Raw genomic sequence first — 16,709 nt, forward strand, 5'->3', positions numbered from 1 at the left:
TACCGCGACGAGGAATACTTCTTCCTCAAGATCCGCGCCGCGTTCCCCGGTAATCCGCGATGAACCAAAAAAAAGCCGTTCAGCCTCACGGGCGAACGGCATCGAGATCGGAATCCTGTGAACGTGATCAACGTCACAGCCCGCATCATACGAGCGACGCGGGCGCATCGCATCGGGTGTTTCCCTACAAGTTCTTACAGCGCTTTTCGCGCACGCGCACGGCGTCCGCGCGACGTCATTCCGCAGGCACGCTTCAGTCGCGACACGCGCATTCGACGCGCCGCGGCGTGAGCGCGCCGCCGCGCCGAATCCTCTGACCGTTTCAGTTGCCGACCGCCGTGCGACGGGCCGGCACGATGCGCCAGCCGAGGTTCACGCCGGCCGCCGCGAGCAGGATCAACAGCGCGCCGAATACCTGCGTCCACGCGAGCGTCTGCCCGAACGCGACGCGATCGACGGCGATCGCGACGACCGGATAGACGAACGACAGCGCGCCCGTCATCGCGGTCGGCAGCTTCTGGACCGCGCCGTACAGCAGCACGTACATCAGCCCCGTGTTGACGATGCCGAGCACGATCAGGTCGGCCCATTGCCCGGCCGTCGCCGGCAACGTGTCGAAGTGCGCGAACGGCGCGAGCAGCAGGATGCCGAGGCCGACCTGCAGCAGCGCGAGCAGATGCGGCGGCGTGCCCTTCAGGTGCTTCGTGATGATCGACGAGATCGCGTACAGGAACGCCGCGCCGAGCGACAGCGCGACCCCTTCCAGGTATTCGCCGGGCACCGCGAGCACGGCCGGTTCGACGCGCACCACGAACACGAGCCCGGCGAATGCGAGCGCGAGCCACGCGAGCGTCGACGCGGTGATCCGCTCGCGGAACACGATGGCGCCGAGCGCGACGAGCATGAACGGCTGCGTGTTGTAGACGGCGGTCGCCATCGAGATCGACGCGCGCGAATACGCGGCGAACAGCAGCAGCCAGTTCGCGACGATCGCGAGGCTGCCGAGCGTCGTGAGCACGAGCATCCGCGGCGAGAACAGCGAGCGGCGCAGGAAGCCGAACGCCGCGCAGACGATCGCGAGCGTCGCCGTGCCGAACACGCAGCGGAAGAACACGACATTGGTCAGCGGCTGCTGCGACGACATCACGAGCCAGCCGATCGTGCCGGACATCAGCATCGCGACGATCATCTCGGCGGCGCCGCGGCGAATTTCATTCGAGGCCATCAGGAACTCCGTTGAAGAGCTTGGATGAGTTCGATTCTAGAAACTTGCTTTCGTCGAAACCACGGCTAAACTGAAGTGAATCAGCCGATTGACCTTCGAAAGCAAAGCGATCATGCCGAAACGCCTTTCCCCGCCCGCCGTCGCGTCGCTCGACGCGACCGACCGTGCAATCGTCGCCGCGCTGGCCGACGACGCCCGCATCGCGACCAGCGAACTCGCGCGGCAGATCGGGCTGTCGGCACCCGCGACGGCCGACCGCGTGCGCCGGCTGGAAGCACAAGGCGTGATCGCCGCGTTCACCGTCGAGCTCGACCCGCGTGCGCTCGGCTACACGCTGCAGGCGATCGTCCGCGTGAAGCCGCTGCCGGGCCAACTGCATCTGGTCGAGGAGTTGCTGCGGCGGATTCCCGAATTCGTCGAATGCGACAAGGTCACCGGCGACGACTGCTTCATCTGCCGGCTCTACCTGCGCACGATCGAGCACCTCGACGACATCCTGTCGAAGGTGACGGAGCGCGCGGAGACGAGCACCGCGATCGTGAAATCGACGCCCGTGCCGCGCCGCCTGCCGCCGCTCGTCGAGGACGACCACGCGCACCGCTGAGCCGCGGCGCGCACCATCGGGCCGCCGGCGGCGCGCGCCGCCCAGCCCGTCACGCGGCCGCGTCCCGCGCGTCGAAGAATGCGAGCAGTTCGTCGATCAGCGCGACGGGCGCCTCTTCCGGAATGTAGTGCCCGCAGTCGAGCGCGCGGCCGCTGACGTCGCGCGCGACGCGACGCCACTCGTCGAGCGGATCGAAGCAGCGGCCGACGACGCCGTGCTCGCCCCACAGCACGCGCAGCGGGCACGCGATCTTGTTGCCGCGTTCGAGGTCCGCACGATCGTGCTCGAGATCGATCGTCGCCGATGCGCGATAGTCCTCGCACATCGCATGCACGGCGCCCGGCCGCGCGAGCGCCGCCCGGTACGCGTCGAGCGCCTCGGGCGCGAATGGCGCCAGCCCGGCCGACCGGTTGCCCATCACGCGCTCGACGTACGCATCGGTGTGCGCGCCGATCAGCGTCTCGGGCAGCGGCTCGGGCTGGATCAGGAAGAACCAGTGGAAATACGCGGTCGCGAACGCGCGATCGGTTTTCTCGTACATCGCGAGCGTCGGCGCGATGTCGAGCAGCATCATCCGCTCGACGGCCTCCGCGTGATCGAGCGCGAGCCGGTGCGCGACCCGCGCGCCGCGATCGTGCGCGCACACGTGGAACTGCGCGAAGCCGAAATGCCGCATCACGGCGACCTGGTCCGCCGCCATCGCGCGTTTCGAATACGGCGCGTGCCGCGCGTCGCTCGGCGGCCGGCCCGATGCGCCGTAGCCGCGCAGGTCGGTGGCGATCACCGTGAAGTGATTCGCGAGCGTCGCGGCGACGCGATGCCAGATCATGTGGGTCTGCGGATGGCCGTGCAGCAACAACAGCGGCGGACCCGCGCCTCCTTTGACACCGAAAATGTCGGTGTCCTGCACCGTCACGCGAAACGGTGCAAACGCCTCAAACGACATGGTTTGTTTCTCGTTGGTTTGTTATGGCGGCTATTTTATGAGCGCCGGCGCATCTTCACAGCGGCGTAAGCACGCGAAAGCGTAGAAAGAGAACACTCACTCGATTGCCGGCACACCGCGGAGTTTGTTAAGCTCGCGTAGAATCGCACGACCGTTCGTATTAATATGAACGAACGCATTCCGCCGCTACACTCGAATCATCGTCCGACCGCAACGCCCCCGGAGACTGGAGACATCACATGGCATTGCCCACCGTCCTGCAAAACCTGACGCTGCCCGTCATCGCGTCGCCGATGTTCATCGTCAGCTACCCCGAACTCGTGCTAGCGCAATGCAAGGCGGGCATCGTCGGTTCGTTCCCCGCGCTCAATGCGCGTCCGGCCGAACGACTGGACGAGTGGCTCACGCAGATCCAGGCGGAACTCGCCGACCACAAGGCGAAACATCCCGATGCGGTGATCGGCCCGATCGCGGTCAACCAGATCGTCCACCAGTCGAACGCGCGGCTCGAGCACGACGTGCGCGTGTGCGTCGAGCACAAGGTGCCGATCTTCATCACGAGCCTGCGCGCGCCGGCGCGCGAGATCGTCGACGCGGTGCACGGCTACGGCGGCATCGTGCTGCACGACGTGATCAACCTGCGCCACGCGCAGAAGGCGCTCGAAGCGGGCGTCGACGGGCTGATCCTCGTCGCGGCCGGCGCCGGCGGCCACGCGGGCACGACGTCGCCGTTCGCGCTGGTCGGCGAAGTCCGCAAGATCTTCGACGGCCCGATCGTGCTGTCCGGCTCGATCGCGAACGGCGGCTCGATCCTCGCCGCGCAGGCGATGGGCGCGGACTTCGCGTACATGGGCACGCGTTTCATCGCGACGCAGGAAGCGCACGCGATCGACGACTACAAGCACGCGATCCTGAACGCGAAATCGTCGGACATCATCTACACGAACCTCTTCACGGGCGTGCACGGCAACTACATCCGCGAGAGCATCGAGAAGGCCGGCCTCGATCCGGACGCGCTGCCGGAATCGGACAAGACCAAGATGAATTTCGGCAGCGACAAGACGAAGGCGTGGAAGGACATCTGGGGCGCCGGCCAGGGCGTCGGCCTGGTGGACGACCTGCCGAGCGTGGGTGCGCTCGTCGAGCGGCTCAAGCGCGAGTACGACGACGCGAAGACGCGGCTCGGCATCCCGCGCTGACGGATGCGGCGGCCGTCGCGGCCGCCCTCGACGCGAGCGTCGGCGAGCCAAACGAAAAGCGCGAACCGGCAACCGGTTCGCGCTTTTTCATTGCCCCGCCGCGGCGGACGACGCGGCTCAGACCGCGCGCTTCATCCGCGTGATCGGCAGCACGCGCAGGTGCGATTCGATCGACGGGCACAACGACTGCCCTTCGAAACGCGCGGCCAGGAAATCGACGAAAGAGCGCACCTTCGCGGACACGTGGCGACGGCTCGCGTACACCGCATAGATCGGTGCCTCGTGCGGCGGCACCGAATCGAGCAGCACCGGCACGAGCCGGCCCGATTCGATGTCGTCGCCGACCACTTCGGTGCCGAGCAGCGCGATGCCCGCGCCGGCGAGCACGGCCGCGCGCAGCCCTTCGAGATGGTTCACGATCAGGTTGCCGTTCAGGCTCACGCGCGACGCGGCGGCCGCGTCGATCACCAGCGAATCGAGCATCGTCGAATTCGAATCGCGCCGCAGGTAGTTGTGGTTCGCGAGATCGGCGATCGTCTGCGGCGTGCCGCGCTTGTCGAGATACTCGGGCGACGCGACCAGCAGGATGTGCGCGGTCGCGATCTGGCGTGCGACCAGCGACGACGATTTCAATCCGTTCGGCGCCGCGCGCACCGCGACGTCATAGCCTTCCTCGATCAGGTCGACCACGCGATCGGACAGCGTCATGTCGACGGTCACGTCCGGGAACCGGCCCGCATAATCGGTGACGGCCTGCATCACGTGCCGCAGCCCGAACGCGGACAGCGACGTCACGCGCAGCCTGCCTTGCGGCACCACGCTCGCGGCGCCGACGGCCTGGCCGGCTTCGTCGAGTTCGGACAGCGCCTGCACGAGGCGCTCATAGTATTCGCGTCCCGCCTCGGTCGGCGCGACGCGTCGTGTCGTGCGATGCAGCAACCGCGCGCCGAGCTGCTGCTCGAGGTGCATCACGTGCTTGCTCGCCATCGCCGCCGACATCTGCATGCGCTCCGCCGCGCCGACGAAGCTGCCCACTTCGACGACGTAGCGAAACACATTCATGCTGACGAGGGTATCCATCGAACTAGCTCGCAATCCCGGGGAATCAACCAATTACGAGATAGGGTAACAAAGGCGGGCAGACATAAAGGTCAAGAAAGGCAAAACGGCGCCGCGGGTGGCGGCGCCGCTTCGGGCCGGAAACGACGGACGGGAAAACATGCAGCCGGCACGCGCAATTCGCGCGCGCGGCCGGCACACCGGTCGCGCGCGTGCGTCAGAATTTCGCGCGAATGCCTGCGCCGAACGTGTTGCCGGTCGACAGGCCGCTGATGTGGTCGTTCATGTAGGCCGCGTAGACGTCGGTGCGCTTGGACAGCGGATAGTCGTAGCCGACGGCCCAGGTCTGGCGCGTCTGGTCGAGGCCGCCCGCGTCGCGCGAGTACGCATACGACGCCATCGCGTTGCCCACGCCGATCGGCACCGACACGCCGCCCTGCGCGGTGTTCACGTGCCAGCTGCCCGCGACCTGGTCGTTCTTCGTATACATGTACTGGCCGAACAGCTTCACGAGCTTCAGGTCGTAGGTCGCGCCGACCAGCGCGATGCCCTGGCTCTTCATGCCGGTCACGAGCGCGCTCAGGTCCTGCGGGCCGTTGTTGAAGTTCACGTACTGATACACGGCGGTCGCCGCGAACGGGCCGTTCGCGTAGTTGAACTGCGCGCTCCACTTCTTCGAGCGGTTGTCGCCGGCCTGGTTGCCGAGTGCGTACATCGCGCCGAAATTCAGCCCACCGAACGAAGGCGACGTGTATCCCACCGCGTTGTTCCAGCCCGAATCGCCGACGGCGCCCTGGTCGCTCGGATAGGTCGGGAACGTGCCGAGGCCGAGGAACACGTGGTACACCATCGGCGAGAAGGTGTACGAGTCGTAGAACGGGTTGAACAGGATCGTCGACAGGAACAGGTGCGTCGTCAGGCGGCCTGCCGTCACCGTGCCGTACGGCGAGCTGATGCCGACGTACGCGTTGCGCGCGAAGAACGTGTCGCCCTGGAAGCGGCCGTACTGGCCGTTCTGCGCGCGGAAGAAGCTCTCCAGCGTGAAGATCGCCTTGTAGCCGTCGCCGAGATCCTCGGCGCCGTGCAGGCCCCAGTACGACGTCGACATCCCGCCGCCCGACACGTTCCACGCACGATCGCCGCCCGGGAACTTGGTGGCGCCGACCCATTCGTCAACCTGCCCGTAGAGCGAGACGCTCGACTGCGCATGGACGGGTGCGGCGGCCGCCACGCAGGCGGCTGCGGCGATCAGCTTGACGGACGTGCGCGACGCACGGCGGGCGAATGCTTTCATGGGATCTCCAGGTTTTGTCGGATAGTCGATAAGTGGCGCGAGCGTTGTTGTTTGGAGCCGAGTGCTTGCGTCGTATGGGGCGCAGCCATCTTTACGGATCATTCGTCCGGTCAAAATTGCGCACACTTATTGCGGGTATAGCGCCGGCATTAACTTCGCGGGATGTATCCATGGCCGGATGCACGGCGGCGGCCCGGCGCGAATGCGGTCGCACCGGCGGGCGGCGGCGCGGCATGCGCGTACCGGGCGCGAAAGATAGCGCAATGCGGCGGGAAAATCAGCGGAAATCTGCGCGCGACTGTGGCGAATTCGCATCAGCCGGCAAGGGGGCGTGCGCGGGGGCGCTCAGTTTCGGTAGAACGGGGAGAAAGAAGGCGAGTGCGCAGGCTCTTCCTGCGAGCGGGGCGGCGGCATCGGGCGACCGCCGCGCTCCTCGTTGTAGCGGGCGACGTCGGCGCGGATCGAGCCGGCCCGCAGCGGGACGTTGCCGCCGCCCGGCGGGCGCGGCATCTGGCGGACCTCGGCGCTGATCGGCCGATACGGGCTTTGCGCGGCGTAATGGCCGTAGGACGGCGTCGGGCGCAGCCCCCAGCGGGAGCCGGCGCCGCTCACGCCGCCGGGACGCACGCCGGCAGGCGGCGCAACGCGACGCCAGACCGGACCGCCGCCGGGGCCGCCGGCCGGCTGAGCGTACGCGCGCATGTCGCCGCCGCCGAAGCCGTGGCCACCGAACCCGTGACCGCCATGGGGCGGCTGGGCCAGCGCGAGCGGCATCAGCAGCGCGCCGAGCACGCCTGCCACCCATCGTCCGATCTTCCGTTTCACCCGTTCCGTCATCGTTCCGTGCCCATCGACGCCCACCGTCGGTTCCTTTCGGCCGACCCAAGGCTTTCAGCAGTAATTTATGAGCGGGCGGAAAGTGTGTCGAGCCAAAAAGTGTTATGTCGCCGGCATCGGTGTAACACCATGTTACTGCTAGGTTTTTTCGCTTCGGCACGCGATCGCGGCAGAACATTCTTCTGCGGTTTCGCGCGTGGCCGGGTCGACGCGGCGGCCCTCATTGCATGCAATCGATTCATCAATCGATTCGCACAATGAATTTGTTTGGTGAATCGCCAACCGGGACAATAACGCGATCCGCGCGCGCGACGCGCGCTTCGCCGTTTCCGAATCGAGTTCCCGATGGCCCGTCCCCGTTTTCTCCCCGACAACTTCACGCTCGCGCTCGTCGGCACCGTCGTGCTCGCGAGCCTGCTGCCGTGCCGCGGCCCGGCCGCCCATGCGTTCAACTGGGCGACCAACATCGCCGTCGGCCTGCTGTTTTTCCTGCACGGCGCGAAACTGTCGCGCGAAGCCGTGATCGCCGGCGCGACCCACTGGCGGCTGCACGCGGTCGTGCTGCTCAGCACGTTCGCGCTGTTCCCGCTGCTCGGCCTCGCGCTGAAACCGGTGCTGCAGCCGCTCGTCACGCCGACGCTGTATGCGGGCGTGCTGTTCCTGTGCACGCTGCCGTCGACGGTCCAGTCGTCGATCGCGTTCACGTCGATCGCGAAGGGCAACGTGCCGGCCGCCGTGTGCGCGGCATCGGCGTCGAGCCTGCTCGGGATCTTCGTCACGCCGGCGCTCGTCGGGCTGATGATCACGTCGCAGTCGGCCGCGACCGCGTCGCCGTGGAGCACCGTCGGCAGCATCGTGATGCAGCTGCTCGTGCCGTTCATCGCCGGTCAGTTGCTGCGGCCCGCGATCGGCGGCTGGATCGACCGCAATCGCGGCGTGCTGCGCTTCGTCGACCAGGGCTCGATCCTGCTGGTCGTCTACGTCGCGTTCAGCGAGGCGGTCAACGAGGGGCTGTGGCACCAGATTCCGCCGCGCGCGCTCGGCGGCCTGCTCGTCGTCAATCTCGTGCTGCTCGCGATCGCGCTGCTGCTGACCGCGTTCGTCAGCAAGCGGCTCGGCTTCCACCGCGCCGACCAGATCACGATCATCTTCTGCGGATCGAAGAAAAGCCTCGCGGCCGGCGTGCCGATGGCGAAGGTGATCTTCTCGGCGAACGCGGTCGGCGCGATCGTGCTGCCGCTGATGCTGTTCCACCAGATCCAGCTGATGGCGTGCGCGGCGCTCGCGCAGCGCTGGGGCGCGCGCGACACGAGCGGCGAGCGCGACGAAGGCGACACGGCAGCCAGGTCCGGCGCGCTGAGCGCGGGCAAGCGCTGACGCGCGCGGGGGGCGATGGCTGTCGCTGGCCGCCTTCCGCCTTCCGCTTCCCGTTCCAGCTCCCCACCCCGATGCGCGTCCGGCTCGATGCACCGGCAACGCCCGTCGCGTCACAAAATCTTCATTCAATTCTCCGCGAGCGGTGCCGTTAAGCCGATCGTCCCGTCGATTCGGCTGCCCTCGCCCATGCCCGCGCCCTCCTCCGATTCCGCCGCCCCCCGCACCACGCGCCTGATCGCGGAGCGCGCGCTCGCCGCCGTGTTCCAGCCGATCGTCGACCTCGGATCGGGAACGGTCGTCGGTTACGAAGGGCTGATCCGCGGCCCGCGCGGCACCGACCTCGAGCCGCCCGCCGCGCTGTTCGCGCAGGCCGCGCGCGAAGGCGAAACCATCGCGCTCGAACGGGCCGCCGCGCTCACCTGCCTCGACGCGTTCGCGGCGCTCGGCTGCGACGGCAAGCTGTTCCTCAATTTCAGCGCGGGCACGATCCTCACGCTCGCCAGCGAACGCGAGCGCGCACGCCAGTTCCTCGGTCGCGCGCGGATCGGCGCCGAACGCATCGTGATCGAGCTCACCGAGCAGAACGCGATTCCCGATCTCGCGGACATCGGGCCGGCGGTCGCGACGCTGCGCGACGCCGGCATCCAGTTCGCGCTCGACGACTACGGCACCGCGAACGCGAGCATGAACCTGTGGCTGCGCCTGCACCCGGACGTCGTGAAGATCGACCGCTTCTTCATCCACGACATCGCGCACGACCCGCTCAAGTTCGAGGCCGTGAAGGCGATGCAGCACTTCGCGCAGGCGAGCGGCGCGAAGCTGATCGCGGAAGGCATCGAGAACGAATGCGACCTGATCGTCGTGCGCGACATGGGCATCTGCTGCGTGCAGGGCTTCCTGCTCGGCCGGCCGCACGCGCAGCCGTCGCCGGTCGTCGCGCCGGCCGCGCGCGACGCGATCCGCGCGCCGCACATCGCGGTGTTTCCCGGCGTGACGCGCGCGGTGCGGCCGGCCGGCACGATCGCCGGGAAGATGCTCGTGCCCGCGCCGGCGCTGCCGCGCGACGCGACCAGCAACGACGTGCTCGACCTGTTCAACCGGATGCCCGATCTGCACGCGGTCGCGCTCGTCGAGCGCGGGCGGCCCGTCGCGCTCGTCAATCGCCGCGGCTTCATCGACCGTTTCGCGCTGCCGTATCACCGCGAGGTGTTCGGGAAAAAGCCGTGCCTGCAGTTCGCGAACGATGCGCCGCTGATGATCGACAACGCAACCACGTTCGAGCAGCTCGCGACGCTGCTCGCGCGTCACGACCAGCGCTATCTCGCGGACGGCTTCGTGATCACCGAACACGGCCGCTATGTCGGGCTCGGCACTGGCGAGAGCCTCGTGCGCACGGTGACCGAGATGCGCATCGAGGCCGCGCGCTACGCGAATCCGCTGACGTTCCTGCCCGGCAACATCCCGATCAGCGCGCACATCGACCGCCTGCTCCAGCGCGACGCCGGCTTTCACGCGTGCTACGTCGACCTGAACCAGTTCAAGCCGTTCAACGACCAGTACGGCTACTGGCAGGGCGACGAAGTGCTGAAGTTCGCCGCGACGGTGCTGGCCGGCGTGTGCGATCCGCAGCGCGACTTTCTGGGCCACGTCGGCGGCGACGATTTCCTCGTGCTGTTCCAGCGCGACGACTGGCGCGAGCGCGCCGCCGACGCGATCGCGCGCTTCAACGACGGCGCGCAGCGCTTCTATACGCAGGCCGACCGCCAGGCGGGCGGGCTGCGCGGCGAGGACCGCCACGGCAATCCGGCGTTCTTCGGGTTCGTGACGATGGCGATCGGCGCGGTCGGCGTGCCGGCCGGCGCGCACGGCGCAAAGCGCTACGGCAGCGACGAGATCGCGTCGGTCGCGGCGCTCGCGAAGCGGCGGGCGAAGCAGCAGCCGGACGGGCTCGCGGTCGTCGATCTCGATGCCGGCCGCGCCGCGCTGCGCGATCGCGGCGAACCGCCGGCCGTGGCGATGGCGGCGGGCTGAACGGCGGGCAGGTGTCGGGGGCGCACGGAAAGCGCCCGCGCACCGTGCGGCGGCACCGATGCCCGGCCGGCGCGCACGGTTCGGCTGTCGCGCAACCGCACCGCTCGTCGCGGGCCACGGCGCGGCCCGCCCTCACACGCGCCTCGTCCCGCAGTCCGGCTGTTCCTGGCGGCTCTTTTTCGGCGCTCCGTCGGCACCGACGGACACCCGCACACCCACCTTGCCTTTTTCGCGTTTTGTTTAGTATTTTTAGTAACAGTGTTTTCGCAGATTAGCGCCTAAAAACCCGTTATTTGCGGGTATTCCCCGGTTATCCGGCCCGAATTCCGCGAGATGTTTTACTATACAATCGCCTCCACCCTAAACAAACCGGACCCCGAACGATGGGTACGACCATTCGCGACGTGGCGCGGGCGGCTGAGGTCTCGATCGGCACCGTCTCCCGCGCGCTGAAAAACCAGCCCGGCCTGTCCGAAGCCACGCGCGCGCGCATCGTCGAGATCGCGCGGCAGCTCGGCTACGATCCCGCCCAGCTGCGGCCGCGCATCCGCCGGCTCACCTTCCTGCTGCACCGCCAGCACAACCGCTTTCCCGCGAGCCCGTTCTTCTCGCATGTGCTGCACGGCGTCGAGGACGCGTGCCGCGAGCGCGGCATCGTGCCGACGTTGCTCACGGTCGGCCCGAACGACGACGTGCTGCGCCAGATGCGCCCGCATGCGCCCGACGCGATCGCGGTCGCCGGCTTCATCGAGCCCGAGACGATCGAGGCGCTCGCCGCCACCGGCCGGCCGCTCGTGCTGATCGACCTGTGGGCGCCCGGCTTACGCTCGGTCAACATCGACAACGCGACGGGCGCGGCGCTCGCGATGCGCCACCTGCTCGCCACCGGCCGCTCGCGGATCGCCTTCATCGGCGGCTCGGCCGCGCACTACAGCATCGCGCAGCGTGCGATCGGCTACCGGCGGGCGTTCTTCGAAGCCGGGCGGCTGTTCGATCCCGCGTACGAAGTGACGATCGACGCGGGGCTCGACCCCGACACGGGTGCCTCGCGTGCGATGGAGCAACTGCTCGACGCGCCCGGCCCGCGCCCCGACGCCGTGTTCGCGTACAACGACGCGGCCGCGCTGGCCGCGCAGCGCGTGTGCATCGCGCGCGGCCTGCGGATTCCGGACGACATCGCGATCGTCGGCTTCGACGACATCCCGGCCGCCGCGCACGCGAACCCGCCGCTCACGACGCTCGCGGTCGACAAGGAAGCGCTCGGCCGCCGCGGCGTCGAACTGCTGCTCGCGGAATCGCCCGAGCGCACCGAGATCTCCCTGCCCGTCGAGCTGATCGTGCGGGCCAGCAGCCAGCCCGCCGGCTCCCCGGCATTCGATACCGCCACGGTCCAAGAATCATGAACATGCCCCCGGTCCACTCCCGCGCCGCCGCGCCGGCCAGCCACGCGCAAGCGGCACCGTTCGTCGCGAGCTTTCGCGACCCGTCGTTCCTGCTGTCGCACATCGAAGACACGCTGCGCTTCTACGCGACGAACGCATTCGACCCGACGGGCGGCTTCTACCATTACTTCCGCGACGACGGCAGCGTCTACAACCGCACGTCGCGCCACCTCGTCAGCACCTGCCGGTTCGTCTTCAACTACGCGATGGCGTACCGCCATTTCGGCGATCCGCGGCATCTCGACTACGCGCGCCACGGGCTGCGTTTCCTGCGCGACGCGCACTGGGACGACGCGCTGCAGGGCTACGACTGGGAACTCGACTGGCGCGACGGCGCGAAGCACGCGACGCTCGACGGCACGCGCCACTGCTACGGGCTCGCGTTCGTGCTGCTCGCGGCCGCGCACGCGACGATGGCCGGCATCGACGAAGCGCGGGCGCTGATCGCGTCGACCTACGAGCTCGCCGAGCACCGCTTCTGGGATGCGGCCGCGGGCCTGTACGCTGACGACGCGACGCCGAACTGGAACGTGTCGACGTATCGCGGCCAGAACGCGAACATGCATATGACGGAAGCGCTGCTCGCCGCGTACGAGGCGACCGGCCACCTGACGTACCTCGATCGCGCGGAAAAGGTCGCATCCCACATCACGCAGCGCCAGGCCGCGCTGTCGGGCGGGCTCGTATGGGAGCACTACCATGCGGACTGGTCGATCGACTGGGACTACAACAAGGAAGACAGCTCGAACATCTTCCGTCCGTGGGGCTTCCAGCCCGGGCACCAGACCGAATGGGCGAAGCTGCTGCTGATCCTCGAGCGGCACCGTCCGCTCGACTGGCTCGCGCCGCGCGCGGCCGAGCTGTTCGACGCGGCGCTCACGCACGCGTGGGACACCGATCACGGCGGCCTCTGCTACGGCTTCGGCCCCGACTTCACGATCTGCGACCACAACAAGTATTTCTGGGTGCAGGCGGAAACCTTCGCGGCGGCCGCGATGCTCGGCGCGCGCACCGGCAGCGAGCGCTTCTGGGACTGGTACGACGAGATCTGGCGCTACAGCTGGGCGCATTTCGTCGATCACCGCTACGGCGCGTGGTACCGGATCCTCACCTGCGACAACCGCAAGTACAGCGACGAGAAGAGCCCGGCCGGCAAGACCGACTATCACACGATGGGCGCCTGCTACGACGTGCTCGCGACCCTCGCGCGCCTGCAACGCAGCGAGCCGACGCAATGAGCGGCGGCACGTTTCCGGCTTTCGTGTCGGCGGGCGACATCCTGACCGACATGGTGCGCGCGGGCGACGCGCAGTGGACGTCGGTGCCGGGCGGCGCCGGCTGGAACGTCGCGCGCGCGGTCGCGCGGCTCGGCCTACCGAGCGCGCTCGCCGGGTCGATCGGCGAAGACTGCTTCTCCGACGTGCTGTGGCGCACGAGCGAAGCGGCCGGGCTCGACCTGCGCTTCCTGCAGCGCGTCGCGCGGCCGCCGCTGCTCGCGATCGTCCACGAGACGCGGCCGCCCGCATACTTCTTCATCGGCGAAGCGAGCGCCGATCTCGCGTTCGATCCGGCGCGGCTGCCGGCCGGCTGGACCGAGCACGTGCAATGGGCGCATTTCGGCTGCATCAGCCTCGTGCGCGAACCGCTCGCGGGCACGCTGGCCGCACTCGCAGCCGACCTGCACGCACGCGGCGTGAAGATCAGCTTCGATCCGAACTACCGGAACCTGATGACGGCCGCGTTCCGGCCGACGCTGGAGAAGATGGCCGCGCTCGCCGACCTGATCAAGGTGTCCGACGAAGACCTGCGGCACCTCTTCGGCGGCGACGGCCCCGACGCGATCGCGGCGGTGCGCGCGCTGAACCCGCGGGCGGCCGTGCTCGTCACGCGCGGCGCGCAGGCGGCGACGCTCTACGCGGACGGCGACGTGCACGAGGCCAGCCCGCCGCGCGTCGAGGTGGCCGACACCGTCGGCGCGGGCGACGCGTCGATCGGCGGCCTGCTGTTCAGCCTGATGGCCGCGCCGCAGCGCGGCTGGCGCGAACATCTCGCGTTCGCGCTCGCGGCCGGCGCCGCCGCGTGCCGGCACACGGGCGCGCACGCGCCGACGCTCGACGAGGTCGTCGCGCTGCTCGAAGGTTGAACGGACGTTGAAGGAACGACGCAAGCAGGTGACCGGTCTCTGATCGGTCACCGATAAACCGCGTTCACGATGCTGCGCCGCAGTGCTACGATGAAGCGTCCTTTTTGCGGGAGAGCACGATGGACACGAACACGTTCACGAAAGGCATCTACACGGCCAAAGCGCATACCCAGCATGCGGGCAACGGGCAGTTCCAGGGTTACGTGATCCTCGCGCGCGACGACGGGGACGACACCGAGAACATGCGCTACGACGTCCACTCGACGAGCCCCAGCGAGGAAGAAGCGTTCGACGAGGCGAAGGCGCTCGCGCACCGGATCCTCGGCGAGATCGAGCTGTGACGCGCCCCTTTTTCGGCGCGGCTCAGAGCAGCCGCGCCACCATCGATACCAGCATTGTCAGCACCAGCGTCGACATGAACGGGAACGGGTAGCGCCGCCCGCCGAGCGTCAGCGTGACGTCGCCCGGCATCCGCCCGATCCCGAGCTTGCCGAGCCACGGCCAGCAGCGCGTCAGGATCATCACCGCGACGAACGTCGTCAATAGCCAGCGGAGCATGTCGGGTTCCAATCAAAGCGCGTGCGAGCGGTCGCCGCGCGCGAACGCGTCGAGCGTGCCGTCGATCCCGCGCGAAAACGCGATCACCTTGAACAGCTCGCCCATCTCGGCTTCCGAGATCAGCTTCTGCACCGCGTTCGCGGCCGGCAGGAACGCGCGGACGTCGGACGGATCGATCGCGGCCAGCGCGTCGGTGACGCCTGCGTTCAACAGGAAGCGCGCCTGCGACGTGTAGCCGAGCAGATCGGCGCCGGTCGCGACGCCCGCGTCGTAGATGCCGGTGAATTCGACGTGCGCGGTAATGTCCTGCAGGCCCGGGTACACGAACGGGTCGTCGTGCGCGTGGTGACGGTAGTGGCACATCAGCGTGCCGCGGTCGCGCTGCGGGTGGTAGTACTCGTGCGCGGGAAAACCGTAGTCGACCAGCAGCACCGCACCGCGCGCAAGCATCGTGCAGACGGTGCGCGTGAACGCGAGCGCGGCCTCGTGCGTTTCGGTCACGTAGCCGTCGCCGACGTCGAGCGTCGCGAGCACCGCCGGCAGGCCGGCGGCGCCGACCGGCCGGTCGTCGAACACGAACGCGTGCCGCGCGTCAAGCGCGACGCCGCGCTCGCGCCACGCGCCGTCCACCTTCGCGAAGAGGCGCACCGGCATCGCATCGAGCACCTCGTTGCCGACCACGACGCCGTCGAACCGCTCGGGCAGCGCGTCGAGCCAGCGCACCTTCGCGGTCAGCGCCGGCACCGCGGCTTCGATCGTGTCGCGCTGCCGTTCGCGCAGCTCGCCGGACAGGTCGACGATCAGGTATTCGTCGAGTTCGACGCCCGACGCATCGAGCGCCGCGAGCAGCCCGGCCGCGAGCTTGCCGGTGCCGGCGCCGAATTCCATCACGCGGCGCGTGCCGCTCGCCGCGAGCGCTTCGGCGATGGGGTTCGCGAGCGTCTGCGCGAACAGCGGCGACAGCTCGGGCGCGGTGACGAAGTCGCTGCCATCGTCGGCGCGGCGCCCGAACTTGCGCGCGCCGCCGCTGTAATAACCGAGGCCCGGCGCATACAGCGCGCGTTCCATGAAGCGGTCGAACGGCAGCCAGCCGCCGGCCGCCGCGATCTCGTCGCGCAGTTGCGCGGCGAGGGTTTCGGACTGCGCGAGCGCGTCAGGGCCGGGAGCAGGTAAACTAGCGGGTTCGTGAGCTTTCGGGTTCATCCCGGCATTGTAAATGACCGTTTCAGCCGATACGTCGACCCCACGCGTGGTGCTCGTCACGGGCGCCGTGGGCAGCGCGGCGGACGCCGCGTCGATCGGCCGCGCGCTCGCGACGGGTTTCGCCCGCCGCGGCTGGGACGTCGCGCTGCAGCGCAGCCAACGCGCGCCGCGCGCGGCCGCCGACGCGCTCGTCGCCGAAGTCGCGGCGCTCGGCCGCCGCGGGGTCGTGCTCGACGCCGATCTGGCCGTGGAAGCCGATGCCGCGGGCCTCGTCGCCGCGTGCGGCGAAGCGCTCGGCCGGCCCGCATGTGCGGTGTTCGTCAGCGCCAGCGCCGGCGCCGACGACGCGCACACGGTGGACGCTGCGTCGCTGGCTGCCGCGCTCGCGCGCAACGTGACGGCGCCGCTCGCGCTGGCCCGCGCGCTCGCCGACGCGACGCCCGACGCCGCGCGCAACGACGAAACGCTGCGCGCATGCGCGATCCACGTACTGGATCAGGCCCTGTTTCACCCGGCGCCGGCGCAGCTGTCGCACGCGCTGATGCAGGCCGCGTTGAACCGCGCGACGTCGGCGCTCGCGCTGGCGCTCGCGCCGAAGGTGCGGGTCGCGGCGCTCGTGCGCGGCCACGCGCCGCACGCGGACGACATCGCGGCGGCCGCCTGCTATCTCGCGAGCGCGCCCGGCGTGACGGGCGCGACGCTGACCGTCGACGGCGGCGAGCACCTGGTGCCGCCGGCCGCCGGCCCGAATGAATGAACCGCGCGGGCGCGGCCTGACCGCCGCCGTCCGC

At 69.0% G+C, this 16,709-nt stretch carries 16 protein-coding genes; 9 read left to right on the forward strand and 7 right to left on the reverse strand.

The window, feature by feature from the left end:
* Positions 1–322 precede the first annotated feature (322 nt).
* The gene (locus tag J8I35_RS33560; RefSeq protein WP_069620148.1) at positions 323–1,225 is read right to left on the reverse strand and encodes a DMT family transporter; all 903 of its coding nucleotides are present in this window, start codon (positions 1,223–1,225) and stop codon (positions 323–325) included.
* A gap of 112 nt (positions 1,226–1,337) precedes the next feature.
* On the opposite strand from J8I35_RS33560, the gene J8I35_RS33565 reads away from it, so the two are divergent.
* Complete coding sequence (locus tag J8I35_RS33565; protein ID WP_050014344.1) at positions 1,338–1,829, forward strand: Lrp/AsnC family transcriptional regulator; 492 nt, start codon at positions 1,338–1,340, stop codon at positions 1,827–1,829.
* 49 nt (positions 1,830–1,878) lie between these two features.
* Here the strand turns inward: J8I35_RS33565 and J8I35_RS33570 are convergent, their stop codons facing one another.
* Positions 1,879–2,775, reverse strand: a complete 897-nt coding sequence (locus J8I35_RS33570) for an alpha/beta hydrolase (RefSeq protein ID WP_209929321.1) — start codon at positions 2,773–2,775, stop codon at positions 1,879–1,881.
* A gap of 239 nt (positions 2,776–3,014) precedes the next feature.
* Here J8I35_RS33570 and J8I35_RS33575 point away from each other — a divergent pair, with 239 nt between their 5' ends.
* The gene (locus J8I35_RS33575; RefSeq protein ID WP_209929322.1) at positions 3,015–3,974 is read left to right on the forward strand and encodes a nitronate monooxygenase family protein; all 960 of its coding nucleotides are present in this window, start codon (positions 3,015–3,017) and stop codon (positions 3,972–3,974) included.
* Positions 3,975–4,091: 117 nt separating this feature from the next.
* Here the strand turns inward: J8I35_RS33575 and J8I35_RS33580 are convergent, their stop codons facing one another.
* The 3 genes from J8I35_RS33580 to J8I35_RS33590 all read right to left on the reverse strand — a co-directional run bounded on the left by J8I35_RS33580 (position 4,092) and on the right by J8I35_RS33590 (position 7,164).
* The gene (locus tag J8I35_RS33580; protein WP_050014309.1) at positions 4,092–5,054 is read right to left on the reverse strand and encodes a LysR family transcriptional regulator; all 963 of its coding nucleotides are present in this window, start codon (positions 5,052–5,054) and stop codon (positions 4,092–4,094) included.
* A gap of 196 nt (positions 5,055–5,250) precedes the next feature.
* Positions 5,251–6,327, reverse strand: a complete 1,077-nt coding sequence (locus tag J8I35_RS33585; RefSeq protein ID WP_011546370.1) for a porin — start codon at positions 6,325–6,327, stop codon at positions 5,251–5,253.
* Positions 6,328–6,672: 345 nt separating this feature from the next.
* Positions 6,673–7,164: a peptide-binding protein gene (locus J8I35_RS33590; protein ID WP_124639869.1), complete on the reverse strand. Its 492-nt coding sequence runs from the start codon at positions 7,162–7,164 to the stop codon at positions 6,673–6,675.
* Positions 7,165–7,509: 345 nt separating this feature from the next.
* On the opposite strand from J8I35_RS33590, the gene J8I35_RS33595 reads away from it, so the two are divergent.
* The 6 genes from J8I35_RS33595 to J8I35_RS33620 all read left to right on the forward strand — a co-directional run bounded on the left by J8I35_RS33595 (position 7,510) and on the right by J8I35_RS33620 (position 14,498).
* A complete protein-coding gene (locus tag J8I35_RS33595) occupies positions 7,510–8,541 on the forward strand; it encodes a bile acid:sodium symporter family protein (protein WP_209929323.1) in 1,032 nt (343 codons plus the stop codon).
* Between the two features lie 186 nt (positions 8,542–8,727).
* On the forward strand, positions 8,728–10,572 hold the full coding sequence (locus J8I35_RS33600) for an EAL domain-containing protein (protein ID WP_209929324.1): 1,845 nt from the start codon (positions 8,728–8,730) through the stop codon (positions 10,570–10,572).
* A 383-nt stretch (positions 10,573–10,955) separates the two neighbouring features.
* Positions 10,956–11,975 (forward strand): LacI family DNA-binding transcriptional regulator, encoded by a 1,020-nt coding sequence (locus tag J8I35_RS33605; protein WP_050014304.1) that lies wholly within the window; start codon positions 10,956–10,958, stop codon positions 11,973–11,975.
* A complete protein-coding gene (locus tag J8I35_RS33610; protein WP_124593483.1) occupies positions 11,972–13,252 on the forward strand; it encodes an AGE family epimerase/isomerase in 1,281 nt (426 codons plus the stop codon). Before J8I35_RS33605 ends, J8I35_RS33610 begins: the two co-directional genes overlap by 4 nt.
* Positions 13,249–14,157, forward strand: coding sequence for a carbohydrate kinase (locus J8I35_RS33615; protein ID WP_089488882.1), 909 nt, complete (start codon positions 13,249–13,251; stop codon positions 14,155–14,157). The genes J8I35_RS33610 and J8I35_RS33615 overlap by 4 nt, the downstream gene beginning before the upstream one ends.
* Positions 14,158–14,276: 119 nt before the next feature.
* Positions 14,277–14,498, forward strand: a complete 222-nt coding sequence (locus tag J8I35_RS33620; RefSeq protein WP_027785622.1) for a hypothetical protein — start codon at positions 14,277–14,279, stop codon at positions 14,496–14,498.
* 22 nt (positions 14,499–14,520) lie between these two features.
* On the opposite strand, the gene J8I35_RS33625 is transcribed toward J8I35_RS33620, so the two are convergent.
* Both J8I35_RS33625 and J8I35_RS33630 read right to left on the reverse strand, forming a co-directional pair.
* On the reverse strand, positions 14,521–14,715 hold the full coding sequence (locus J8I35_RS33625) for a DUF2905 domain-containing protein (RefSeq protein WP_021163761.1): 195 nt from the start codon (positions 14,713–14,715) through the stop codon (positions 14,521–14,523).
* A gap of 12 nt (positions 14,716–14,727) precedes the next feature.
* The gene (locus J8I35_RS33630; RefSeq protein WP_176017035.1) at positions 14,728–15,918 is read right to left on the reverse strand and encodes a class I SAM-dependent methyltransferase; all 1,191 of its coding nucleotides are present in this window, start codon (positions 15,916–15,918) and stop codon (positions 14,728–14,730) included.
* Between the two features lie 13 nt (positions 15,919–15,931).
* Here J8I35_RS33630 and J8I35_RS33635 point away from each other — a divergent pair, with 13 nt between their 5' ends.
* Complete coding sequence (locus tag J8I35_RS33635; RefSeq protein ID WP_050014300.1) at positions 15,932–16,675, forward strand: SDR family oxidoreductase; 744 nt, start codon at positions 15,932–15,934, stop codon at positions 16,673–16,675.
* The last annotated feature ends 34 nt before the right edge of the window (positions 16,676–16,709 follow it).

Source organism: Burkholderia sp. CpTa8-5 (genome assembly GCF_017815045.1).
Classification (GTDB): Bacteria; Pseudomonadota; Gammaproteobacteria; order Burkholderiales; family Burkholderiaceae; genus Burkholderia; species Burkholderia sola.

Coding starts and splice junctions, on each gene's coding strand:
- J8I35_RS33585 (WP_011546370.1), bottom strand. CDS start 6,327: ATGAAAGCATTCGCCCGCCGTGCGTCGCGCACGTCCGTCAAGCTGATC.
- J8I35_RS33580 (WP_050014309.1), bottom strand. CDS start 5,054: ATGGATACCCTCGTCAGCATGAATGTGTTTCGCTACGTCGTCGAAGTG.
- J8I35_RS33590 (WP_124639869.1), bottom strand. CDS start 7,164: ATGACGGAACGGGTGAAACGGAAGATCGGACGATGGGTGGCAGGCGTG.
- J8I35_RS33565 (WP_050014344.1), top strand. CDS start 1,338: ATGCCGAAACGCCTTTCCCCGCCCGCCGTCGCGTCGCTCGACGCGACC.
- J8I35_RS33610 (WP_124593483.1), top strand. CDS start 11,972: ATGAACATGCCCCCGGTCCACTCCCGCGCCGCCGCGCCGGCCAGCCAC.
- J8I35_RS33625 (WP_021163761.1), bottom strand. CDS start 14,715: ATGCTCCGCTGGCTATTGACGACGTTCGTCGCGGTGATGATCCTGACG.
- J8I35_RS33570 (WP_209929321.1), bottom strand. CDS start 2,775: ATGTCGTTTGAGGCGTTTGCACCGTTTCGCGTGACGGTGCAGGACACC.
- J8I35_RS33575 (WP_209929322.1), top strand. CDS start 3,015: ATGGCATTGCCCACCGTCCTGCAAAACCTGACGCTGCCCGTCATCGCG.
- J8I35_RS33595 (WP_209929323.1), top strand. CDS start 7,510: ATGGCCCGTCCCCGTTTTCTCCCCGACAACTTCACGCTCGCGCTCGTC.
- J8I35_RS33560 (WP_069620148.1), bottom strand. CDS start 1,225: ATGGCCTCGAATGAAATTCGCCGCGGCGCCGCCGAGATGATCGTCGCG.
- J8I35_RS33635 (WP_050014300.1), top strand. CDS start 15,932: ATGACCGTTTCAGCCGATACGTCGACCCCACGCGTGGTGCTCGTCACG.
- J8I35_RS33630 (WP_176017035.1), bottom strand. CDS start 15,918: ATGAACCCGAAAGCTCACGAACCCGCTAGTTTACCTGCTCCCGGCCCT.
- J8I35_RS33615 (WP_089488882.1), top strand. CDS start 13,249: ATGAGCGGCGGCACGTTTCCGGCTTTCGTGTCGGCGGGCGACATCCTG.
- J8I35_RS33605 (WP_050014304.1), top strand. CDS start 10,956: ATGGGTACGACCATTCGCGACGTGGCGCGGGCGGCTGAGGTCTCGATC.
- J8I35_RS33620 (WP_027785622.1), top strand. CDS start 14,277: ATGGACACGAACACGTTCACGAAAGGCATCTACACGGCCAAAGCGCAT.
- J8I35_RS33600 (WP_209929324.1), top strand. CDS start 8,728: ATGCCCGCGCCCTCCTCCGATTCCGCCGCCCCCCGCACCACGCGCCTG.